The sequence below is a fragment of the Fibrella rubiginis genome (genome assembly GCF_017353185.1).
Lineage (GTDB): Bacteria > Bacteroidota > Bacteroidia > Cytophagales > Spirosomataceae > Fibrella > Fibrella rubiginis.
On record NZ_JAFMYV010000005.1, the window covers coordinates 337,840 to 363,077 of the forward strand.

Here is a 25,238-nt window from a genome sequence, read left to right on the forward strand (position 1 = left end):
AATTACTTCGTTTTCCGGATTACCAACGGCGCGCAGATATCGGGTTTGCAGACGCAGTTGGCTTGCAACAGGGTTAGCGTGAGGTCTTTCGTGCAGCCGTCGACGGTGAAAATGCGGACGGTGTAGGGCTGACCCATAGTGGTAGTGGGGTTTGCTAACGTGTTGATTAACAATCCATCCGAAGAAATAACAGGTAACGCAGTCGGGTCATTGATAACCGTGGTGAAGCTGCTACCCGTCGAAATGGCAAATCGCCAGGTGGGGTCGAAGTTAGTAAGGACAAGCTGGCCGTCGGGTCGGGGTGTTGGCCCGGCGCAATTGGGCGCAATCGCTACACCTGCCAATGTCAGGGCTGCGCTTTGGGTGAGGCTGAAACTGACCACTTCGTGGCACCCGTTTGCATCGGCGACGGTAAGCGAATAGATCCCGGCAGGCAAATTGGTGAGGTCCTGCGTCTGTGCGCCATTACTGCCCGGACCGGTCCACAAGTAAGTGTACGGTTGGTCTGGCGCACCGGGTGTGGCCCCTTCTACCGTCACGTCGATGCTGCCCGTGGCTGACCCGTTGCAAATTACCGGGTTAACCACGGCGTTGATGCCAAACGGCGGCGGCTGAGACACCGAAACAGGTGTGGTGGCGGTGCACCCATGAGCGTCAGTCACGGTTAATGAATACGCCCCCGCTGTCAGGCTCACCACCGTGGCGATGGTGCTGCTGTTGCCGCCCGAATCGGTCCAGGAGTAGCTGTACGGGCTGGTACCGCCACGTACTTCGGTGGTCACGGTGGCGGGTTGACCCGTACACGATACCGAGGTGGGCAGAGCAGACACCGTCAGCAGGTCGGGTTGGTCAATTACAAACCGGTCGACGAGTGAACAGCCGTTGCCATCTGTCACCGTAACTGAGTAAGTTCCTGTCTTTAACGCCGTAATGTTTTGGGTAGCAGACGAAAAGGAAGTCGTTGCGCTGGCCCAGGCGTATGTGTAGGGTGCCGCGCCCGTTGCCGATGTGCCACCGGAAACAGTCAGGCTGATACTACCGTCAGTGCCGGAGAAGCAGTTGACAGCAGTAGTCGTACCTGCCAGGCTCAAAGCGGTGGGTTGACTTACCGAATAGGATTGTTGCAGCGTACACCGGTTGGCATCGGTCAGGGTAACGGAATACAAGCCTGCTGCCAAGCCGGAAGCAACTGACGTTGAGGTTGTTAATGCGCCATGGCTATCGCGCCAGGTATACAGGTACGGTTCAACGCCACCGAGCGCGGTGAGGCTGATGACGCCATCATGCCCGCTGAAACAGCGTACCGGCGTGAGCGCTTCCACCAGGCTTAGCGCGTCGGGCTGACCAATGCCGATGGTTAAGTCGACCTCGCAATTGTTGGCGTCGCTGATGTGCAGCAGGTATGTACCGGTTATCAGGTTGGTTTGGCTGGACGTAGCGGGTAACGGTGCACCTCCATTTGTCGTCCAGGCAAAGGCGTAGGGTGGCGTACCGCCAGATAAGGTCGTGCTGATGGCCCCGGTACTGTTGCCAAAACAACTGACGTGGGTCAGGCTGGTGAGCGCGGCCAGGCGGGTGGGTTCGGTGAGGGTCACAGACGTTACTTCGCGGCAGGCTTGGCTGTCGGTCGTGATGAGCGAATAAGTGCCTGCCGGGGCATTGTCGAGCGTATTGGTATTGCTCAACACGGCCCCGCCTACCCCAACCCAGGTATAGCTATAGGGGCCGGTACCCCCCAAAACAGTGGCCATGGCGCGGCCTGTGCGGTCACCTTCGCACCGATTATTTTGCTGCGTAATAGTCACCGTCAGGCGTAGAGGCTCCGTCACCGTGACCGATGTAGTCAGCGAACAGCCATTGCCGTCGGTGGCTGTTACAGAGTAGACACCTGCTATAAGGCTGGTTTGGGATGTGGTGGTGATCGCGTTAGACCATACAAAACCGTAGGCTGGTGTGCCGCCCGTGGCTGTTGCGCTCACGGTGCCATCGGCCGCCCCGGCGCAGGTAGCCGCTGTGGCGGAGGCCGTTAATGAGAGGGCCGAGGGCTGCGAAATGGTATCACTTCGTATGTCGCTGCACCCCTGCGCGTCGGTCACCGTCACAGAATAGACACCCGCCGAAAGGCCGTTGATGGCTGATAACGAGCTGGTTGTAGTCCAGGCATAGGTGTATGGCCTGGTGCCACCCGTCACGACGGCCGTAAGTGAGCCGTCGTTACCGCCAAAGCAGCTCACCGCCGCCGACCCCAGCGACAGCCGCAGTAAATCGGGTTGATTGATGGTGCGCGCGAGGCCCGTTTTGCAGCCGTTGGCATCGCTGATGCCTACCAAATAACTACCCGCCGTGAGGCTGGTGCGGTCTGAAATGGCTGGTCCATCGGCCCAGGTATACGAATACGGACCGGTGCCACCGGCCACCGTGAGGCTGATGGTGCCGTTGGCAGCGGCGAAACAAAGGGCATCAGTGCTGCTGGCCGAAACGCTCAGCGCCGTAGGTTTTGTTAGGGTAAACGACTGACTGACAGTGCATTGGTTGGCGTCGGTGGCCGTTACAGAATACGTTCCGGCGGTCAACCCCGTGCGGTTGGGTGTTTGCGCCCCGTCTGCCCACCCATACGCGTAAGGACCTGGACCAGCAGCCGGTGCACCGCCCGTGGCCGAGACGGTGATGGTGCCGTCGGCACCGCCGAAGCAGGCGATGTGTTGGGCCGTGGTCACGAGCGTGAGTACAGGGGGGTGCGTCAGCGTAAACGACTGGACGACCTGACAGCCGTTGCCATCGGTGACGGTGGCCGAGTACACCCCAGCCCCCAACCCCGACTGCGTGGCCGAGGTGCTGGCCGAATGGCTCCAGGCGTAGCTATAGGGGAGGGAGCCGCCTGTGGCTTCGAACGAAATTTGCCCATTCAGTCCATTGAAACACAGAATGTTCTTAGTAGAACCCGCTACGCTGAGGCTGCTGGGTTGCTCCACCGTAGCCGTAGCCGACGCCGTACAGCCGTTACCGTCGGTAGCCGTTACGGCGTAGAGGCCCGTGGGCACTGCAGGAAGCGTTTGGGTTAGAGCACCGGTGCTCCACACATAGGTGTAGGGCATGCCTGACCCCGGCGTACCCCCCGTGGCGGTAGCTGATACCTGTCCATCGGTGGCCCCGTTGCAACGGGCTGGCAGGGTAGATAAAGACAGGGCTACTGGCGTGGGCTGGTTCAGCGTTTGAGTCAGACTAAACCGGCATCCGTTGACATCGGTGATGTTGACAGTGTACGTGCCGATGGCCAGGCCGCTGCGACCCGGTGTGTTCACGGGGGCGTCAGTCCAGGTGTAGCTGTACGGACCGGCACCTCCCAAGATCGTGGTGCTGATGGTGCCGGTGAGGCCATTAAAGCAGCCGGGGTCGACGCCCGCAATCTGGCCCGTCAGGGCCGTGGGTTGCGTGAGGGCGAGGCTGTTTTGCGCTGCACAACCATTCGCATCGGTGGCCGTTACGGAGTAGATGTTAGCTGATAAAGTACTGATCGTCTGCGTGATAGAACCTGTGTTCCAGCGGTACGTATATGGCACAACGCCCCCCGAAGCTGTTAGGCTGGCTGTGCCGTTGGTGCCGCCGAAGCAACTAATACCGGTTCCCGAAGTGGCCACCGACACGGCCGTGGGCTGGGTCAGCGTGAACGTCTGGACATCACTGCAACCGTTGGCATCGGCCACGGTGACAGAATACACCCCCGCCGGTAAGCCCGAAATGTCCTGCGACGTTGCTCCCGGTCCACCGTTACTGTTCGACCAGGTATAACTATACGGCGACGTGCCACCTGTCACGGTCAGGTTGATGGCCCCGTCGGTGCCGCTGAAGCACAATATGCCCGTCGCCATGCCCGCTACCGACAGGGCGGTGGGCTGTCCGACGGTGGTCTGCGCGGCTACTGTGCAGGCGTTGCCGTCGGTCACGGTAAGCGCATAGATGCCGGTGGGAATGGTCGTCAGATTTTGGCCGACGGCTCCCGTGTTCCAGGCAAAGCTGTAGGCTGGCGTACCGCCCTCAATGCTCGTTGTGATGCCTCCGGTGCTGCTGCCGAAACAGGCCGCTGGCGTCGGCGTGAGGGCTGGTTGCAGGGCCGTAGGCTGGCTCAACATGGCCGAATTGGTTGCCTGACAGCCGTTGTCGTCGGTGATGAGCACAAGGTAATTGCCCGCCGCCAGTCCGGTGCGGTGTTGGGCAATAGCACCATCGATCCAACTGTACGAATAGGGTAGGGTACCACCCGTGGCCGTGAGGCTGATGCTGCCCGTGGTGCCGCCAAAACAGGCAATACTCTGGCTCGAAATGATTGAGGTAAGCGGGGTGGGTTGAATGATGGTAAACGATTGACTAGCAGCGCATTGATTGGCATCTGTTACCGTCACCGAATATATGCCCGCCACTAGTCCGGTGCGATGCTGGCTTGTGGCGCCATCCTGCCAGCGGTAAGCACGCGTGCCTGTCCCGCCCGAAACGGTTAGGCTGATTTCTCCCGTTGCCCGCCCAAAACAGGCTACCAACACCGTAGCACCGGTCAGGGTTAGAACGGCGGGTTCGGTGAGCGTAACAGACTTCACCAGCGAACAGCCATTGGCATCGGCAATAGTGCTGGAATAAGGCCCGGCAGCCAGATTGGTCTGATTTTGCGTTGTCGAACTGTTACTCCACAGGTAGCCATACGGCGCGGTGCCGCCCGCAGGCAGCAGGTCGATTTGGCCCGTAGCGTTGCCCTGGCAGGTGAGGTTTTTGGCCAACAACTGCGCCGAAAGGGCCGTGGGTTGGCTAATGACAAACCGGATCTCATCAGAACAGCCGTAGCCGTCTGTCACCGTGACGCTGTAGGCACCCGCCACCAAACTCGAAATGGTCTGCGTCGTCGCGCCGTTGTTTATTGGGCCGGTCCACGCATACGTATGCGGAAGGGTGCCCCCCGCCGGGAAAACCGTGGCCTGTCCGTTGGTGCCGCCAAAGCAGGAAACATCCGTAAAACTGCCGCCCAGGCTCAGCAGGGGCGGTTGCGTAAGGCTAACCGCTGTGGTAACTGTACAGGCGTTGGCGTCGGTCACCACCACCGAAAAGCTGCCCGCCCCCAGACCCATGCGATTGTCCACCGTGCCTCCGTCTGACCAGGCATACGCAAATGGTTGCCGACCGCCCAGGGCAGTAAGACTGATGGCTCCGTCGAGGTTGCCGTAGCAATTGATGTGAGTCAGGGCCGTGCTGAGAGTGATTACGGGTGGCTCCTGCACGGTAATCGCTACCGTCTGAATACAGTTATTGTTGTCGACTACGGTGGCTGAATACACCCCCGCCGTAAGCCCCGAAACGGTCGAACTGTTGCTGACAACCGTATTGGCCGGGCTTTTAATTGTAAACGCGTATGGCGGTGTAGCCCCTTCCACGGTCAATACAATTTGGCCGTTATTGCCTGAATTACAGGCTACCGGGGTAACAATGGCCGCAATACCAAACGGTGGTGGCTCCTTAATCGTGGCCGACGTGGTGGCTGTGCAACCGTTGCCGTCCGTCACGGTTAGTGAATAAGTAATGCCGTTGATGACATCGCCGGGCAGGTTATAGACCGAAGCCGTAGTAGCCCCGTTGCTCCAGGAATAGCTGTAGGGTTGTGTGCCGCCGCGCGTGTCGGTCACGATGCTGGCTGTTTGTCCGTTACACAGTACGTTCGACGGGTCGGGTTGCACCGTCAGCGGGCGGGGCTGGATGATGGGCACGGCATAGTTGAACGAGCAACCGTTAGCGTCGGTGATGGTGACGACGTAGGTGTTGGAAGTCAGGCCCGAAATGTCCTGGGTAGTGGCCCCCGTATTCCATAGATAGGTATAGGGAGCTACCCCACCGCTGGGCGTTAAATCGATACGCCCGTTGGCCCCGCCGTTGCAGCTGACGTTGGTGAAACTGGCCGTGGCGGCAATGCCTGTAGGCTGCGTTAACGACCGGCTTAGCGTGATCGAACAGATGTTGGCATCGGTTACGGTTAGTGAGTAAATGCCCGATGATAAGTCGTTTAGATCTGCCGTGGTGCTGCCATCTGACCAGTTGAACCGATACGGCGCGGTACCACCCGATGGCGTGGTATTGATGGCCCCGGTCTGCCCATTGGCGCAATTAATGTTCGTAACAAAAGCCGACAGTGACAGCGCCGTGGGCTGCGAAACAGTGGCCGTGGCAAGTTTACGGCACCCGTTTCCGTCCGTCACCGAAACGGAATACGTCCCCGCCAATAACCCGCTCAGGGCTGAACTGCTGGCTGCATTAGTCCATAAATACGTATACGAACCCGTGCCGCCCTGCACCGTCAGGCCGATTTGCCCGTTGCTGCCGCCAAAGCACGACACGGGGCGCGGGCTGGTCGTGAGCGTCAGCGACGAGGGTTCCTGAATGGTAGCCTGAGTGGTGGCCGTACAGCCGTTGGCATCCGTGACGGTGACGGAGTAAACGCCCGCGGCAATGCCGGTTAAGTCTTGCGTTGTGGCTCCGCCCGCCCATCGGTACGACAAGACACCCGTACCGCCCGTGGGCGTCAGGTCAATGCTGCCCGTGGCGGCTCCGTTGCAGGCTGCATGCTGGGTCGACGTAGCCAGCGACAGGGCGGGCGGATTGATTAGCGTGGTGGTAGCCGTGCGGCTGCAACCCTGCGCATCAGTGACGATAACGGTGTAGGTGCCCGCGCCCACGTTAGCCAGGTTTTGGGTGGTGGCTCCGTTGTTCCAGAGGTACGAATAAGGGGCTGTGCCACCGCCCGGCATACTATTCAACGAACCCGTATTAGCTCCGAAACAGCCCGGATTTTGGCCCGTAACGGTCACACTCAGCGCGGGTGGGTTGGTGAGCGTCACGCTCCGAACGAGCAAACAACTTTGCGCATCGGTGAGGGTGACCGAATACGTTCCGGCTGTTAATCCGGTCAGGTTTTGGGTGACGGCACCGGTACTCCATCGGTAGGTATAAGCAGTAGTGCCGCCTGTGGCGGTGGTGCTGATGCTGCCCGTGGCCGTACCGAAACAGGCGGGGTTTTGTGCCGACGTGGCTAGACTAAGGGCCGTGGGTTGCGTGAGCGTATACGAAGCCGTGGCTTTGCAGCCGTTGGTATCTGTCGCTGTTACGGAATAGACACCTGCCGACAAATTTGTAAGGTCTTGTGAAACAGAGCCGTTACTGGTTGGTCCAGCCCAGATATAGGTATAGCCGCTCCCCGCTGTGCCCCCCGCCACCGTCAGGTCGATGCTGCCGTTGCTGCTCCCCGCGCAACCCGGATTCCGGATGCTGGCCGACAGCGAAATGGCCGTGGGCTGGGTCAACAAAATGGAGGTCGTGGCCATGCAGCCAACCGCATCAGTGAGGGTGACGGAATAGGTGCCGGCTACTAACCCGGTCAGGTTTTGGGTCGTTGCGCCCGTGTTCCATTTGTAAAAGAAAGTGCCCGTACCGCCGGTAGGAGCCAAGTTTGCCGCGCCGGTGTTTCCGCCAAAACAGGCAATGTTTTGTCCGGTCAAATTCGGAACAAGGGGCGCGGGCTGGGTGACGGTAAACGACTGGGTAGCCACGCAATTGTTGGCGTCGGTGACGGTCACGGCGTAATTACCCGCTGTCAGATTGCTCAGGTTTTGACTCGTAGTACCACCCGTCCAGGTATACCGAAATGGCGCTGTACCTCCCAGCACAGTCAGGTTTATGCCACCCGAATTACCGCCGTTGCAGACCACGTTCAAGACCGCACCGGTCAGGCTCAATGCGGTAGCCTGCGTAATGGTAAACGATTGAAGCTGAGCGCAGTTACTGGCATCGGCTACGGTGACAGAATATACCCCGGCGGTCAGGCCGGTCAGGTTGCTGGCTGTGCTGCCATTACCTACGGGGCCAGTCCAGCTGTAGCGGTATGCGCCGGTTCCGCCCGCCACGGCCAGGCTGATGCTGCCCGTATTGCCGCCAAAACAGCCCACAGGCTGCTGCGTAGGGTTTAGGCTCAGGGCCGTCGGTTGCGTGAGCGTAACAGACGTTAGGGCTGTGCAACTGTTGCCGTCAGTCACGGTAACGGAGTAGCCGCCGGCGGGTTGGCTCGTTAAATCTTCGGTAGTCGCGGTAGTGGTCCAGCGGTAAGCGTAGGGTAGTGTGCCGCCCGAAACGGTCAGGTCAATACTGCCGTTGCTGTTGCCAAAACAGGTGGGGTTAGTGCGGACTATGTTCAGCGAAAGGGCCGGTGGCTGTTGCAGCGTAGTCTGTGTTGTGGCGGTGCAACCGCTGGCATCGATGGCCGTTACGGAGTAGGTTCCGGCAGTTAAGCCGACCAGGTTCTGCGTCGTAGCTCCGTTGCTGACCGGGCCAGCCCAGCGATACGTAAACGCACCCGTTCCGCCAGTGAGGGTCAAACTTATGGCCCCGGTTGTTCCACCGAAACAGGTAACGTTTTGACCGGAAAGAGCCAATGCAATGGCTGGGGCTTGATTTATAGTGACGGTCAGACTAGCCGTACAACTGTTTTTGTCCGTAACAACGACGGTATACGAGCCCGCCGCCACGCCCGTGAGATCTTCGGTGGTGGCTATGCCAACGGTGCTGGCCGAACTCCATACGTAGGTATAAGGGGCAGTGCCACCCGTGGCGGTGAGGTCTATGGCCCCGGTGGTGCGGCCATTACAGGCTACGTTCGTCACCGTAGCCGTCAGCGTAGTAGCCGCAGGTTGCCCTACGGTGCTGCTGCCCACGGTGCTACACCCGCCCCGGTCCGTGACGGTGACGGAATATACCCCCGCTGCCACGTTAGTAAGGTCTTCGGTGGTGGCGCTGGTAGTCCATTTGTACGTGTAGGGCGTGGTCCCACTGCTGGGTGTGAGGTCAACGCGGCCCGTACTGCCCCCAAAACAGGTGGCATTCTGGACAGACAGCGACAGCACCGGCGCGGGTAAAATCGTGACCGTCTGCGTTACTGTGGCCGTACAGCCATTGGCGCTCGTGACGGTGGCTTTCAGCGTACCCAGCGTAGTTGCGCCCGTTCCTGCTGCTGATCCCCAGCGCACAGTGGCCGTCTGGCTGCTGGGTGTTCCGCCCGCCACGATGGTGCCGTTGGTGACCACCCAGGCATAGGTGCCCGCCGTGGCCGAAAGCGTATAGGGCACCGTAACCCCGGCACAGTAAGATAGGCTGCCCGCCGACGTGCCCGTAAACCTGAGCGCGGGTGTGTCGGCCTGGACCACAATGGAGGTGGTGTCGATACAGGTATTGCCGTCCCGAACGCTGATCAGGTATCGCCCCGGAAGCGCAGCCTGGATAACCGGTGTGGTGAGCACCTGCTTGTCGGGCGTGATCCATTCGTACGCAAAATTCCCGCCTGAACTGGTCGGAATGATGGTCAGTGAGGTTGTTCCGTTGGGCTGGCAGATCGCCGGTAAATTCGGTACGACGTTGACAATGAGATCATTGTTCTTATTTACGTATTCCAGGCAGACCTGCCCCTCGCGGCCCAGTTCGTTTTGTACAATCACCCGGATCGTGTCGCGAGCGCAGATCGGGGCCGTGGTGCTCATGGTGTAGGTGATGCACTGCTGGCCGTTGAACGTAGCCGACTGCGTGTATTTTCCCGGAATAATGCTCTTGATGGTGTTGGTGGTGCCACAACTCGTGAGCGTAAGGCAGTAGTCGACCGGGCTGCCCACGGTAACGGTAGCCACGGTATAAAAATCGTCGGGCTGGCCGGTTTGGGGGTTGATCACGTCTACCCGCGCTTCGTAGTTGGAATAGTAACCGTAATTGCCCGTAGCTGCACCGCCCGTATTCGAGACCACCCCCACGTGAAACCGTTCTGTGGAGGTAAGTGTGTTCACATTGCCCGCCGCCGCAATGGCCGAATTCGGGAAGCTGATGATGCTGTGGGGTACGCCGTTGATCGTTATCTGGTCAATAACAGTGCCGTAGGTCTGAAACGGCTGCCCCCGAAACGTCAGACTTGCCGTGCCGGACGTAGGGATCGTAACGAGCGCCTGATCGTTGGAACTGGCCGAGGTGCGGTAGAACTCAATGCGCCTGCTGCCATTGCAGGGGTTGATGCTTGGCAGCAGGCCCATGCCAAACTCGTTGGCGGCATAGGAGGAGACGTGGTAGGTGTAGGCTTTCCGCGACGTTTTGATGTAAAAAGCCCGGTTCTGTGCGCCGTTGGGCAGATTGTAGGTGAACACCTGCCCGGCCTGCAACACCGTTGTAGAGAGAACAGACGAAGGGCCTGTGGTGGTGGTTGGGCCTGAAATGGTGACGGTAGTGTTGTTTTCGATGGCCACCACAAAGACGTAATCCGAGTTGGCGGTGGTGTTCAAACTATGTACGGCCACGTAGTCGGTACCTACCGTGCGGGCAGGTACAAGCTGATCCATGCCCGCGTCGCGGTTGCCGCTGTAGGGCTGTACCGTATGTTGCGACCCGGAATTAACCACAATCGGGTGGTCGGGGTCGGAGGTGATGAGCACACCCGCCACCGATTTGTTTTCGGTGCTGGCCCCGCTGTTGATTACTTTCGACGTAACCATGTAGGTCTGCCCGGCGTTGAGCGTGACTGTAACGGGTGCGTTGGCCGTGATGCCTTCCAGATCAATTGGGCTGCGGATGGTGACGACGGTGCCATCGAGCGTAGCCATGACCGATACAAAATGGCGTTCGCTGGCGATGTTATTGCCCCCCAGCCGGGTCTGGCTACCGGCATAAAATGCGTAACCCAGCGCGGCACGGCATTTCAGGGGTACGATGTCCTGGTTATTACCCGCCGTTTGACGGTACGTAACCTGCACCGGTTCGCCGGAGGTAATGATCAGGCCTTTGTCGAGTTGCTTCGTGTTGGGCTGGTCAGACATGACCACCGACAGTGGCAGCGAGACAATGGTTGACCCCGACGACGTCACGGCCACGGTTTTAGTGTAGCTACCGTCGGCACTGCGGATAGTAACGGTGGTAAATGGCGCACTGGTCGACAAGACCAGATCCTGCGAACCATAGACCAGACTCCCCGTTGAATTAGGGATGCCCCATATGGGTGGCATGTAGCAGGTGTTGGGCTGTACACAACTTTGAAAACGCGTGCACTCAGCGCAATCCGGATCCTGACAGTCAACGAGTTTGTCGCCGTCGTCGTCAATGCCGTTGTTGCAGATTTCGGTGATTTGTGCCTGGGCGGGGAGGACAATAGACAAACTACCGGCAACGCCAATGAATCCCATACGGACATATAGGATTAAGTAATAAAACTGAGTATAGCGAGTGCGCAGTAGCATTATACAGTAGTAGACTACTGTTATTTTTGACCAATATTCATGCCAGAGAGCTATCAGTTCACTGGAGACAAAAATCATTAACAGTAGTTGACTATCAGGGATTTAGTGTGAATATAGAGCATACGTATAGTGCCTATTTTTTAACGACATTGATACATGCATGTTTAATGCACTGCTTTGTCTGTCGCGAATGAAGCTATTGATTACTTTAGTAGCAGTTTTACTTACACATATCATATATGAATAACTTGTACGAAAAGACAGTAACTCGCCCGTTGAGGCGGTTGCTATGGCTTTTTTGTCTGCTCATCATGAGTCAACTAGCCAATGCCCAATCAGCCACCCGCTACGTATTGAAAGGCCGCGTGCTGGATGATAACAAGCAGGGCCTGCCCGGCACTACGATTGTGGTGGTGGGTACTACAGTGGGTGCCACCTCCGACGTAGATGGCAACTACACACTGCCCGTTACCCGCAAGGCCGGGCCAGCCACGGTGGCATTCACGGCCATTGGCTACGAAACCCTTCGGCAGGACGTAACCCTGGGTACCGACGAAACGGTTACGCTGAACGCCAACATGGTAGCGGCTGCCACAAATCTCGATGAGGTGGTGGTGACGGGGTCAACGCTGTCAGCGCCCAAGCGCGAACTAGGCAACGCCATCAGCACGGTGCGGGCGCAGGACCTGGTGCAGTCGGGGTCGGGTAATCTCATTAACTCGTTGCAGGGCAAGGTGCCGGGTGCCCAGATCACCCAAAACTCCGGCGACCCGGCGGGGGGTATCACCATTCGGCTGCGGGGTATCAAGTCGCTGGCAGGTTCATCTGATCCGCTCTATGTGGTTGACGGTGTGATTGTCAGCAACGCCAGCACCAACGTGTCGCAACTGGCCCTGGCCAATGATGTGGGCAATTCGAACGTGGGGCAGAACCGGTTGTCGGACATTAACCCCGACGACATTGCCACCCTCAACGTGATCAACGGCGCAGCGGCAGCGGCGCAGTACGGGTCGCGGGCGGCCAACGGTGTCGTAATCATTACCACTAAACGCGGCCAAAGCGGTAAGCCTACGGTGACGTTTTCAACCTCGTTCAACAGCAATGAACTGCGCAAAGGCGTGCCCGTAAATACCTACGGCAAGCAGTTTGGCTTCCCGGCCCTGCGCCTCTACACCATTGGCGGCGTGTCGGCGGCGCAGATTTCGGCCAACCCCGGCACGACCACTACGGGCATCTACCGCGATGGTACCACCACCCAGCTGGCCAACAACCTGGTGGACGTGACGCGCTACAATTACTTCGACCAGATTTTCCAGACGGGCACGGGTACGGACAATAACCTGTCGGTCAACGGCGGCACGGACAATACGCAGTACTATGTGTCGGGGGGGTATTTGCAGAATCAGGGCATTATCAAAGGCACTAATTTCACCCGCTATAGCCTCCGTGCCCGCGTGGATCAGCGGCTGGCAAGCTGGGCCAAAGTATCGGTGGGCCTAAGCTATGCCAACAGCTATTCAGACGAAAAAGCGAACGGCAACGTGTTTTACAGCCCAATCAACTCGGTCAACATCACCAATAACATCTACGACATCACCAAGCGCGATGCCGCCGGGAACCTGCTGGCCGTGGAACCCACCCGCGTGAACCCCCTGTCGACAATTGAAGACATGAAGTTTTCGCAGCAGATCAGCCGTACCATCGGGAGTGTGCAGTTGAACCTAACCCCGTTCAAAGGTCTGTCGGTGGATTACATTGCCGGGGTGGATACCTACGGGCAGTTTGGCAAAAACTACATCCGGCCTTACCCTTATCAGGCCGTGGCTGGTTTGCCCGCCGCCCGGTATCCCGGTGGTTTCGCCGCCAACGCCACCAATCAGGTAACGCAGTTCAACAATGACCTGAACGTGTCGTACACCGCGCAACTGCTTGAAAGCTTGAAGCTTAACGCCATTGCTGGCTATAGTTACCAATATTTTCAATCAGACTATACCACGCTGAACAGCCAGAATCTGGCCCCCTTTATTGAAACCGTCAACGGTGGCACCAGCACCACCTACGGCCTCGGCTACGGGCTGGATCGGTACGCCCTGAGCGGGTTGTTTGGGCAGGCTACGCTGGGCTTCAAAAACTACGCGTTCCTGACCGGGGCCATTCGCCGCGACCAGTCGAGCAAGTTTTCACCGTCGCAAACCAACCAGTATTACCCCAAGGTAAGCGGCTCGCTGGTTGTGTCGGATATGGGTTTTTGGAAGACGTTGTTCCAGGGTAACGATTTCAACAGCCTGAAACTCCGGGCCAGCTACGGCGAGGCGGGTAACCTGTCGGGCATTGGCTCCTACGCCCGGTTCTACCAGTTTAACCCGGCGGCGTATCTGGGCAGAAACACCATTGTGCCGGGTACGCAACTCGCTAACCCCGACGTGCAGCCCGAACGCATGGCCGAACTGGAAGGGGGTGTAGATCTGGGTTTCCTGAACGGAAAAGTTAACCTGGGCTTCACGGCCTACAAACAGCAGATCAGCAACCTGATCGTGAACCGCACTTTAGCCCCATCAGCGGGGGGAACGAGCATCGTCAACAACGTGGGTGCGATGCAGAACACGGGTTTTGAAGTGGTGCTGGATGTGAACCCGGTCAAAACGGCTGACTTCAACTGGGATTTTACCGTGATCTATAACCAGAACCGCAACAAAGTAACTGACCTGGGTGGACTCACGGTGCTCGACGTGGGTGCCGAAGGGACATCAGGAGCACCGGTGCGGTTGCTGCTCAATCAGCCAGTGGGCGTGTTCTTCGGAACGGGATACGCCCGCAATCCGGATGGTACGTTGCTGCTGTCGCCATCGGGCTTTCCGATGTCGGAAAGGGCGACAGCGGCTAACACGGGCACGATTGAGTTCACGCCCGCCCGTGGTGCCGATGGCAAAGTGGACGTGACAAAGCCCCTGGCCAACATTATCATTGGCAACCCAAACCCGAAATGGACCGGCTCGTTCAGTACCAATTTGTCGTACAAAAAGCTGAACCTGCACGTGCTGCTCGACGCCGTTCAGGGCCTCGACGTGTTCAACGCCGACAAACGTACCCGGCAGGGTGTGGGCCTGGGCGACTATGCTGAGCGTGAACTGCGCGGCGAGTTGCCACGCGGTTATATTTTCGGCATCTACAACACCCAGGAATTCCGCGTCGACAACGGGTCGTATACCAAACTGCGCGAGGTATCGCTGAGCTATACCTTGCCACAGATTACCCCCGCTATCAAACGACTAAGCGTAGGCCTCATTGGCCGCAACCTGTATTCGTGGGACAGCTACACCGGCTTTGACCCCGAAACCAACGCGGGCGGTAACAACGACCTCATCCGCGGCGTCGACTTCGGCAATGTCCCCATTCCCCGTACTTACCAGGTTAAACTAACGGCCACATTTTAAAAAGACCCCACCCCTACCCCCTGCCCCTCAAATAGAGGGGAGGGGAACCGCACTACCGCAACACAGCGAAGCTGTAATGCCGTGGATGTTCCCCTCCCCTCTATTTGAGGGGTAGGGGGTAGGGGTGGGGTAACCATATTTATGAAAAAAATCGTCATTTCTGCTCTATCGCTGGTGGTGCTGTCGCAGATGGCTTGCCAGACGCCAGAATATTTGAACCCCAGTACTATCAGTCAGTCGCAGGCCGTTAGCTCGCCCGACGGGTTGATTACACTTTGTAACGGCCTCCAGTTTCGGTATAGCACCGGCGGGGCACTGAGCATTTTGTATAACGCCACGGCGGGTGCCGGACTGACCACCCGTGAGCTGAACGTGCTCAATGTGGGTAACATCGAAGAAGCCAACCTGGCCACTGGAGGCGGCAACGTCAACAACGGCAACGGTGTGGTGCGCAACCTCTGGACCCAAAGTCAGCTTGTCCGCGCCAACGCCGAGCTGATTCTGGCCAACACGGCCGTGACGGACAACGACCCCGGTACCAAAAGTGGCATTGTGGGCTACGCGTCCATTTTTAAGGCCCTATCACTGGGTACGCTGGCGCAGTTTTTCGAACAGGCGCCCATCACTACGGGCACCAATGCACCGTTTGTGCCACGCGTACAGGTGTTGCAGGAGGCCATCCGCACCCTCGAAGCCGCCGCCACGCAGGTAGCCGCCGCCCCGGTGTCGGCCAACTTTACGAGCAAAGTCGTGCCGGGTATCGATATCCCGAACACGATTCAGGCGCTAATTGCCCGCTACGCGTTGCTGGCTGGTGACAATGATAAGGCCCTGGCCGCTGCCGCCAAAGTGGTGTTGACGAGCAAGTCGGTGTTCAACTTCGACGACCTCACCCGTAACCCCTTGTTCGAGGCCACGTTTGGCAACCTTAACAACTACCAGCCCACCAACGCCAACCTTGGCCTGACGGGTGCTCTGGCTCCCGACCCCGCCGACAAGCGACTGGCGTTTTTGACCAAAGCAAGCAGCAATACCGCTGTAACGCCGGTGGTAGCGTCGGCGTATTACACGGCTAACAACGCCGCTGTACCAGTGTATTTGCCGGGCGAAATGGGGCTGATTCGGGCGGAAGCCTATGCCCGCAAAGGTGATCTGGCCAACGCCGTAATTGAGCTGAACAAAGTGCGTACCAAGACAGCCGCCCAGGATGCCTTCGGACTGGGAGCGGCCCTGCCTGCCTATGCGGGTGAGAACACCGCCGACGCCATTCTGCTGGATATCTACAAAAACCGGCTCGTAGAACTGGCCTTCCAGGGGTTCCGGCTGGAAGACAGCCGCCGGTTTAACCGCCCCGGCCCCGGTGCAGCGGGTGCTGAACGCAACCGGAATTTCTTCCCCTACCCCCGCACCGAGCGCGACAACAACAGCAGTACCCCGGCAGATCCGGCCATCTAGGAATTATACGTTCGCTTCTTACTCAAACGCCCACTGCCGGTCTGGCAGTGGGCGTTTAATTTGTTACCAGTTGCCTTTACAACTTGAACTGATTCTTAGCCGCTTCCAATGCTTGGTTCGCTACTTGATTTGACACTTTAACTAACTGGCTCGCAATGTCTTTGTCGTTAAGCAAAGCCGCCACCGTTTGTAATGATTGCACCATCATCAGGTCGCTAATAACCACGTTGACGGCCAAGTTCCAGTCGGGATGTTCTGGTGGTGGTGGCGGTGGTGGGAACTTGTGATGGAGTAGCCAGTTGATAAACCAATTCCAGCGGTCAAGGCCGCAAGGCCAGGGTTCATCGTCGAACATGGTTACACCGTAACTCCGTTCTCCCTTGCTGCTGTTTTTAATGATGATTGTGCGCCCCAACTGATGCAGCGTTTTGGTCAGTTCAGGAAACGAAATTTCGTGGGCTATGTCGCGGACCATGAAGCCCAGTAGCCGCTGCATAATAGGATCGACCGGGCCGGGAGCACCCGGAACGCCGTCTACCCATTCAGGGTGGAACGCCCGCAGGTAGCTAACCCGTTGAAAAACATGAAGATTGGCCATAAAAAAGGTGAATGAAGGTTGGTAAAAAAGAGTTGGTTCCAGTTCTTTTTCTCCTTCAGCTATGTCAAAGTTGGGACCTTGTTGGCCTGTCATCAATCCCATAAAAGGGGGATGCCTAGCCAACGGTTAGCTAGGGCACTTTCACCTAAATCGAGCTATTTCCCCGTACCTTGCGAACTGTACAACAGCAGGCCATTATGACTATTGCCCTCGGCTCCGACCATGCCGGTTTTCCGTATAAAGAACTTGTTAAAGCTCACCTCAGCGAAGGGGGGCATACCGTCATCGACAAAGGCACGTTTTCCACCGACCCTGTCGACTACCCTGATTTCATCCGTCCCGCCGCGCAGGCTGTGTTGGACGGTGAGGCCGAACGGGCCATTGTGTTTGGTGGCTCCGGCAACGGCGAGGCCATGACCGCCAACCGCCTGAAAGGTATCCGTTGCGGCTTGTGCTGGAGCGAGGAAACGGCCCGCCTTACCCGGCAACATAACGACGCCAACGTGCTCTCGATGGGGGCCCGCATGATCCCCGAAGACCTCGCCCTCCGCATTGTCGACATCTTCCTTGAAACCCCCTTCGAAGGAGGACGGCACGTGGCGAGGATTGTTAAGTTGGACGAGTTTTAATGTACAATGAATAATGTACAATGTACAATGGCTCCGCTAGTCGGCGCAGCTATTCCGAGCAAAGCCACATTGTACATTGTTCATTATGCATTGTACATTAAAAAGTACTCCCATGCCTACCCCCTTCTATTCCCCCCGCGACCTGCGTTTTCACCTGTATGAAGTCATAAAGGCTGAAAACCTGAATCAGTTGCCGCACTTCGCCGACCACGACCGCGAGTCGTTTGATATGGTGCTGGATGCCGCCGGGCAGATCGGCGAGACGCTGTTGCGACCCCTGCTGACGGTGATGGACCGCGAAGAACCGCAACTTGTGGACGGGAAGATTCGGGTGCATCCGCAGATGCGGGCCATCATCAAACGCTTCGGCGACGACGGCTGGATCAACGCGCCGTTTACCCATGACGAAGGCGGGCAGCAACTCCCAGCCACGATCATGAACGCGGCGACGTTTATTTTCGGTGCAGCCAACTATTCGTCGAGTGTGTTCCCGTTTCTGACCTCGGGCGCGGCTAATCTGCTGCGGTCGTTTGGGTCGCCGGAACTCGTGGCAATGTTCACGCCGAAGATGTACAGCGGCGAATGGCAGGGCACCATGGCTCTCACCGAACCCGATGCGGGCAGCTCACTTTCTGACATCACGACCAGTGCAGAACCGACTGATACCGAAGGCGAATACCGTATTCGGGGACAGAAAATCTACATCTCGGCGGGCGACCACGACGCCACCGACAACGTAGTTCACCTGATGCTGGCCAAGATCAAAGGCGGCCCCCCCGGCGCAAAAGGCATCTCCCTCTTCGCCGTCCCGCAAAAACGCCTTAAATCCGAAATCCGAGATCCCCAATCCGAAATCCTTGTTGACAACGACGTGCAGACGGCGGGGGTGTATCACAAGATGGGTTACAAGGGCGCGCCCATTGCTCACCTCATGGTTGGCTCCGGCGAGGGGGCCATTGGCTACCTCGTGGGCGAACCGCATCAGGGGTTGCGCTACATGTTTCAGATGATGAACGAGGCCCGCGTAGGCGTGGGTATGAACGCCGTATCTATCGGCACCGCCGCCTACTACGCCTCGCTCCAGTATGCCCGCGAACGGCCACAGGGACGCCCGATGGACCAAAAAACGATGGGTAGCCCGCAAGTGCCCATCATCTGCCACGCCGATGTGCGCCGGATGTTGCTGTTTCAGAAATCGGTGTTGGAAGGGTCGTTGGGTTTGTTGTTACAGTGCAGCTATTATGCCGACGTGGCCCACGCGGGCGAAGGCGAAGCAGCCCAGCACGCGGCCCTGCTGCTCGATCTGCTCACGCCCATTGCCAAATCGTACCCCTCAGAAATGGGCTGCCTTACCACGAGCGCAGCGGTGCAGATTTTAGGTGGCGCGGGCTACACGACTGATTTTCCCGTTGAACAATTCTATCGCGAGGCCCGCATTCACCCCATCCACGAAGGCACCACGGGTATTCACGGGCTGGATTTGTTGGGCCGAAAAGTGACGCAGCAGGGTGGAAAGGGCGTTCAACTGCTTATTGGTGAAATGCAGAAAGCCATTGCCGAAGCCACCGTTTACCCCGAGCTGACCCCACTGGCAAACCAGTTGAGCGAGGCCATCAGCCGCCTCACACACGTCACAACGCACCTGCTTGGCCTGGCTGCTGACCCCAACGTGTTCCTTGCCGACGCCACGTTGTACCTGGAATTTTTTGGTATCGTAACCATCGCCTGGCAGTGGCTCCGACAGGCAACAGTGGCCCAGCTTGCCCTCCCCACCGCCCAGGGCGATGATGTGGCTTTCTACCACGGCAAGCTTATGACCGCCCGCTATTTCTACGAATATGAGCTGGTGAAAACCCTGACCCTGGCTCACCGCCTTCAATCTGATAACCGCGTTACGCTCGACATGCAGGGAGACTGGTTCTGAGGCTTTTTTTGGGATAGGTTAGCGCTGAAGGTTGCTGCCGCGCGGCCGGAACGCCGGACCGCCTTCGACAGGCTCAGGGTGACACCCACCTAATGCAGTTCAAGTATGTTGATTCAAGGTTGTTGTCACCCTGAGCCTGTCGAAGGCGGTCCGGCGTTCCGGCCGCGCGGCAGCAACCTTCAGCACGTAGTCAACCTAACCTATCCCAAGCCAACCTGCCCAAACCACTCTCAAAGGCAAGCTATCCACGTATGTATGAGTACAAGCCTGTCCTGTCCACTATGAATAAATTCTACGTGTACATACTTCGATGTGCTGATGGCTCGTACTATACAGACATTACAAATGACCCTGAACGTCGCTTGACCGAACACAACGAGGGTCTTGATTTAAAAGCTTATACGTACACACGTCGCCCTGTTCAACTGCTCTGGTACGACGTTTTTCAAACGCCAATGGCGGCCATTGAGGTTGAGAAGCAAATTAAAGGTTGGAGTAGGGTAAAAAAAGAGGCGCTGATTAATGGTCGATTTGATCTACTGCCAGGTTTATCGAAGACTGTGAAGCAGGTTGATTAGCACTGTGAGTGGCTACGCGCTGGTAGCCGTTTGGTTAGGTGAGCTACGAGCTGGTTGGCTTGGCGCAGGTGTGCTTCGCTAGCTAGGCCCTTCGACAGGCTCAGGGTGACAACGACCTTGAATCAACTCAAGAGAATTGTTCTAGTTTCCTGTCACCCTGAGCCTGTCGAAGGGCCACAATCGCGAAGCCAACCAGCGCGTAGCTAGCGCGTAGCTACTCACAGTACCGCGCAACCAAGAAGCTGCGCGGCACGGAGGGCGAACTAAGGGCAATGCCTTAATTTACAATACGCTGACTTTTTAGTTTCGCGATTGTGTGATTGTGGCCGTGTTGCCGATACCGATCTGGCTGGCGCTGGCAATATTAGCTACGTAGGGGGCACTGCTGCCTGAGTTCTGCGTCACCGTCAGCGTGTTGTTGTTGCCCTGCTGGATGGCAAAATCACCGCTGAGACCCTTGATTACGTTGTAATCGCCACGCTGGCTAAGTGTACCCGTGTTGCCATTACCCACCTGCGACAACTTGGCCGTGTTGTAGCTGTATTCCTGGGTAATGGTAGCCGTATTGTCTTTTGACAACGTAGTACCATCGCCCTGTTTGATGTACGCCACGTTGTGCGATCCTGCTGTAGAAAGTAGGTTTTGGGTAATGGTAGCCGTATTGCCGGTACCTGCCACATTCCCACCATACACCTGATCAATATTGGCTTTGTTGAGATGGCCGTTCTGCGTCACACTGGCTATGCCATAATAATCATTATTTTGGTAGACAACAGCTTGGTTTGAGTAGCCCAACTGCAAGATGTCGGCCTGCTCAAACCGGGATCCATTCACCTGATTGACTGTACCTTCGTTGTTACTTCCCCGTTGCTCAACAGAAGCCTCACTACTTTTAGTGCTTTGCTGCAAAATCGTTGCTGTTGATCCTACACCGCCAATTTGCTGCACCGTTGCTTCGTTATCGAAGCTGTTATCTTTTTGGGTAATGAAGGCGTCGTTGCCGCTGGTTGTCTGCGTCACTGTAGCCGTGTTGCGGAAGCTGTAATCTTGTTGTAATACCACGGCGCGGTCATCACTTACTCCCACACTGGCCGTTCCCTGATAAATGTCGGCTTTGTTATCGCCTGCGTGGTTGCTTTGGTTAATCGACGTCTGGCGGTTGTTGTTGCCATACTGGCTGATCTCGCCGAAGTTAGCGTAGCTTACGTCACTCTGGTTGATGTAGGTAGTGATGTTATTACTACCCTGCTGGTAGATACCTGCCCAGTTGCCCTTGGCGGCAATCACCGCTGCTGCTGAGGTGGCTCCGGTAACCTGTACGGCGGCCGTTGCCAGCGCACCACTGCTGTTATTTTGGGTGATGGCCCCTTCGTTGCCTGTGCCGCCCACCTGCGTAACATACCCCCGGTTTGAGTTCGAACCGTTTTTCTGCTCGACAGAAGCAATATTACCCCCTGAACCGTTGCTTTGCTGGCGCGTAGCCGCATAGCTACCGTAGTTAGTTGCGCCCACTTTATCCTGGGTAATTGTCGACTGGAGGTAGTTGCCTGTTTGTAGCTGAGTAGCCGTTTGCGCGTTGCCGTTCTGGTTTAGCGTAGCGGTGTTGGTTTGGGCGAGGCCCGCGGTGGCAAAAGCGATCATCGCGGTGCCGGTGAGGAATACATTTTTCATGGGAGAGAATAGAGAAAGAAGCTGAAAAAAAGGAGTTTAAACGGGTTGGTTAGGGTTGGCGATTACGCCGTTTGGCAGGACGGGGTTTGTCGGTTGGCGGTAGTGCATTGGGCAGTACCGTTATCGGGTTTTCGTTCGTAGCCGACGACTGGTTGATTGTCGCTGTGGCCTGACCATCCTGCGAAATCTCGACCGCGTTTGGGCCGCTATTTATCTGGTTGATCGTAGTTTGGGTGCCTTTGGGTACCCGCAGGCTCACCCGGTTGCCGGGCTTACTGCTATCACCTGTTTGTGTTGCTTGCTGGTTGACAACCAGGTAGTTACCACCACCCGATTGATTGATGCTGGCCGTGTTGCCCGCCCCACCCGACTGGCTGATGACAACACTGTTCTGCGCGTAGACCGTGAGGGTGGTGGTAAGCGCGAAGGCGGTAAAGGCCAACCGTTGGTAAGCGAGTAGGGCGTCCATAGCGTTCTGGGTACGTGTGCGTTAGATACTGCATCAAAAGTATCCGGCCCCTGTAGGCGATGCTGGACAAAGGCAGTGAGCGACGGCCTGTGGTAAGCGAAACGGCGCGTTTCGGGAGGGAATGGACAACCGCGTTTGGCCAGGCGGCCGGAAGGGGCATCGGCCAGGGCAACCGTCATCCATAAAAAAAGGGTACTGCCGTGGCAGTACCCTTTTTTGTGAATTGTCAGAAAAGCCCGGCTGTGCTTTTTTACCGGTACAGAAACTGGCGCATGAAGTCGTCTTTGCAGCTTCGGCTTAGAGGCAGCAACTGTGGGCCTATGCTTACTTCTACGTCGTTGAATGACTCTACAGAATTGATATTGATGGCGTAGGACCGATGAATACGCACCAGCCAGGGCTGACTAATGCGCTCCAGGATGCTGCTCAGCGTAAGCCGGAGCATGTATTTCCGCCCCGACGTAACCAGCTTGGTATACGTGTTATCGGCCTCCAGATAAAGCAGATCGTTGAGGTTGATTCGGATAAACTGGTAGTTCTGTTTGATATACAGGTAGTTATTAATTTGTAGCAACGTCTCGCGCCCGTTGCCGTCGCGTTCGGTGGGGGTGGGTGGGGTACGCATGGTGGCGTTATGGATGGCCAGTTCAATGGCGGTGCGCAAACTGGGCAGCTGGTAGGGTTTGTTGAGGTAGGCCGCCGGGTAGGTTTGCTTGGCGCGTTCGAGCGTGTCGGTGTCGGTTAGGGCGGTCAGGTAGATTACCGGCACGGGGCGTTCGGCCATGAGTTGGCGAATGGTTTCAATACCGTCCCAGTCACCCTTGATCATAACATCGCATAGCACCAGGTCTACGGGCTGGCTCCGGAACAGGTCTAGCGCTTTGTGGCCGTTCGTAGCCACGCCCACCACGCAGTAGCCTTCTTCTTCCAGGCTGTCAGACAGATCCATTGCCAGGATTGGCTCGTCTTCGACCACTAAAATGTGCATTCGTTCGGCGGTTTTCATGCGGGTATGGGTGTGAGGTAAGGTTGAGTAATAACTGGCAGTTCCGTCTCTGCCTGTTGGGTAAGCTGAATAGAAAGCCGGAAGAGTGTGCCGTTTTGGTTGAGCCATTCGCACTGCCCATCCAGTTGTTCACTGAGCGAGGTAATCAGCCGTTTGCCAAATGACCGCGAACCAGCCGGTTGCCCGTTGGAGAGGTCAATGCCCGGTCCGTTGTCCTGCACTTCCAGAGTCATGCCCGATCCGGCTGCGTCCGCGTAGCGCCGCAACGCAATACGGAGCATTGGGTAGCGGCAGTGGTCGTAGGCATATTTGAAGGCGTTGGTAGCCAACTCATTGACGATCAGCCCCATCGGAATAGCCATGTCGACGTCCAGTTCGGGCAGATCAACATTGAGTTGTAAATCGAACGAGTCGGGGTGATAACCATACGCTCTGATCAGGCTGGCGGCCAGGTCATTTAGGTATTCGGCCATGTTCACGGTGGTAAGCTGGTCGGTATAGTACAGCCGCTGATGAATAAGCGACATGGCCTCTACGCGCTGCTGCCCCACCCGCACCGCCTGAATCGCTTTTTCATCGTCGAGCCGGTTCGACTGGAGCTTCAACAGGCTGGACACAATGGCCAGGTTGTTCTTAACCCGGTGGTGCAGTTCTTTCATCAACACGCGCAGCTTGTCGGCCTGGCTCACCAGCTGCTCACTGTTGGCCGTGATAATGCCGTTCTGCACAGACAGGCGGCGGTTGGTTCGACGAATAACGAAATACTGCCCCACCAGGCCGCCCAGCAGCATCATCAGCAGCACCAGGCCACCCGTCATGTAGTTGATCTGCCGGGTACGCTGCTGGTTTTGCCCGTCGAGTAGGGCAATCTGTTGCGCCTTTTTCTGGCTTTCGTACTTAGCCTGCACCCCCGCCACCGCCCGCGTTTTGGCCACTTCGGCGATGGCTTTGATCTGCGCTATCCGGCGATTTTCTTCGCCCTGAATGGCCGCAATCTCTTTCGCCTTCTGCGCCTCGACCCGGACTATAGCCTGCGTTTTGGCCAGTTCCAGATTAGCCCTGATGCCCGCCAGCGCGTTGGCCTGCTGCACGGCATAGCGCCCCTGTAGCTGCGCAATGGTGCGGGTTTTGGCCAGCGTCATCAACGAATCTTCGATCTGCTTGTGCACCACCGAGGCGGCATAGGCTTTGTCATACCGGCCCGCATTGGCGTAGGTTTTGGCCAGTATGCCGTAGACGGAGCTGGTGAGCGGGGCGTCATTTACCCTTTTGCTCAGGTCAAGAGCCTTTTCGGCGCAACGAACGGCCTTGTCCCACTGCCCCAGTCCGTTGTAGGCCGTGGCCAGGTTTCGGTAGTTATGAACCAGGCTGCTGTTCTTTCGGAGCGATTCGTTGATAGCCAAGGCTTTTTCGAGGTAAACGATGGCCTGCTGGTGCTGCCCCTCTACGTTGTAATTCTTGCCGAGGTTGTTATACAGGATTCGGGCGTCTTCGGGCGTTACCAGGGTGTTGTCGATGGGGTCCAGGGCCTTATAAAAATAGTCTCGGCCCAGCTTGTAGTCGCCCAGGTCTTCGTAGATGATGCCCAGGTTTATGTAGTTACCCCGCAGCGACTGAGCAGCTTTAAAACGTTCGTTGAGGGCAATGGCCTGTTGCATGTAGGCCAGCCCCCGCCGGGTGTAGGCCAGTACGTGCTGGCTGTCGCCCATCATTTTGTAGAGTAGACCCAGGTTATGGTACACCTTGGCGACCGACTTCTGGTTACCGGCTTTGGTATAGTGGGCAAGGGCTGTCTGGTAGAAGGTTAGGGCCTCTTCAAACAGTCCCCGATGCATGCAGATGACGCCATTAAGCCGGTTGCAGTCGCCCAACCCGGCATGGTCTTTTTGGCGAAGGGCAATCGGTTCCATCCGCGTCAGGTAGCGAACAGCTGAATCGGATTGCCCCTGTTTGTAAAAGGCGTTGGCGATGTCATAGTAAATATGAGCACGGGTGGTGTCGGGCAGTCGGCGGGTAAGCGTTGTTTTAAGGCTGTCGATCAGCCTGGACTGGGCCAGCGCCGGAGACATTACCGCCGTGAGCAGCAGCGCGACGCCGGCAAAGCGCTTTAGATAAACTAGCATGGGTTGGGTTAGTCGGGAGGCTTAACATTACTGCGCCCAAGTAAGCGTCTGTCCCGTGCACGA

At 57.3% G+C, this 25,238-nt stretch carries 11 protein-coding genes; 5 read left to right on the forward strand and 6 right to left on the reverse strand.

Going from position 1 to position 25,238, the window contains the following annotated elements; translation table 11 throughout:
- Positions 1 to 2: 2 nt before the first annotated feature.
- Entirely contained in the window at positions 3 to 11,234 is an 11,232-nt protein-coding gene (locus J2I47_RS12535) for a hypothetical protein (RefSeq protein ID WP_207364912.1), read from the reverse strand.
- 365 nt (positions 11,235 to 11,599) lie between these two features.
- On the opposite strand from J2I47_RS12535, the gene J2I47_RS12540 reads away from it, so the two are divergent.
- Both J2I47_RS12540 and J2I47_RS12545 read left to right on the forward strand, forming a co-directional pair.
- The gene (locus tag J2I47_RS12540; protein ID WP_207364913.1) at positions 11,600 to 14,722 is read left to right on the forward strand and encodes a SusC/RagA family TonB-linked outer membrane protein; all 3,123 of its coding nucleotides are present in this window, start codon (positions 11,600 to 11,602) and stop codon (positions 14,720 to 14,722) included.
- A gap of 141 nt (positions 14,723 to 14,863) precedes the next feature.
- Complete coding sequence (locus tag J2I47_RS12545) at positions 14,864 to 16,177, forward strand: RagB/SusD family nutrient uptake outer membrane protein (RefSeq protein WP_207364914.1); 1,314 nt, start codon at positions 14,864 to 14,866, stop codon at positions 16,175 to 16,177.
- Positions 16,178 to 16,253: 76 nt separating this feature from the next.
- On the opposite strand, the gene J2I47_RS12550 is transcribed toward J2I47_RS12545, so the two are convergent.
- Entirely contained in the window at positions 16,254 to 16,775 is a 522-nt protein-coding gene (locus tag J2I47_RS12550) for a hypothetical protein (RefSeq protein ID WP_207364915.1), read from the reverse strand.
- Positions 16,776 to 16,972: 197 nt separating this feature from the next.
- Between J2I47_RS12550 and rpiB the strand changes: the two genes are divergently transcribed.
- The 3 genes from rpiB (at position 16,973) to J2I47_RS12565 (ending at position 19,906) form a co-directional block, all read left to right on the forward strand.
- Positions 16,973 to 17,404, forward strand: a complete 432-nt coding sequence (rpiB, locus tag J2I47_RS12555; protein WP_207364916.1) for a ribose 5-phosphate isomerase B — start codon at positions 16,973 to 16,975, stop codon at positions 17,402 to 17,404.
- Between the two features lie 112 nt (positions 17,405 to 17,516).
- Positions 17,517 to 19,328, forward strand: a complete 1,812-nt coding sequence (locus J2I47_RS12560; protein WP_207364917.1) for an acyl-CoA dehydrogenase — start codon at positions 17,517 to 17,519, stop codon at positions 19,326 to 19,328.
- 281 nt (positions 19,329 to 19,609) lie between these two features.
- Positions 19,610 to 19,906 (forward strand): GIY-YIG nuclease family protein, encoded by a 297-nt coding sequence (locus J2I47_RS12565; protein WP_207364918.1) that lies wholly within the window; start codon positions 19,610 to 19,612, stop codon positions 19,904 to 19,906.
- Positions 19,907 to 20,206: 300 nt separating this feature from the next.
- On the opposite strand, the gene J2I47_RS12570 is transcribed toward J2I47_RS12565, so the two are convergent.
- From J2I47_RS12570 to J2I47_RS12585, 4 genes are all read right to left on the reverse strand, one after another.
- On the reverse strand, positions 20,207 to 21,577 hold the full coding sequence (locus J2I47_RS12570; RefSeq protein ID WP_207364919.1) for a hypothetical protein: 1,371 nt from the start codon (positions 21,575 to 21,577) through the stop codon (positions 20,207 to 20,209).
- A gap of 49 nt (positions 21,578 to 21,626) precedes the next feature.
- Entirely contained in the window at positions 21,627 to 22,046 is a 420-nt protein-coding gene (locus J2I47_RS12575; RefSeq protein ID WP_207364920.1) for a hypothetical protein, read from the reverse strand.
- 250 nt (positions 22,047 to 22,296) lie between these two features.
- A complete protein-coding gene (locus J2I47_RS12580) occupies positions 22,297 to 23,052 on the reverse strand; it encodes a response regulator (RefSeq protein WP_207364921.1) in 756 nt (251 codons plus the stop codon).
- Positions 23,049 to 25,175, reverse strand: a complete 2,127-nt coding sequence (locus tag J2I47_RS12585; protein ID WP_207364922.1) for a tetratricopeptide repeat-containing sensor histidine kinase — start codon at positions 25,173 to 25,175, stop codon at positions 23,049 to 23,051. Before J2I47_RS12585 ends, J2I47_RS12580 begins: the two co-directional genes overlap by 4 nt.
- Positions 25,176 to 25,238 lie beyond the last annotated feature (63 nt).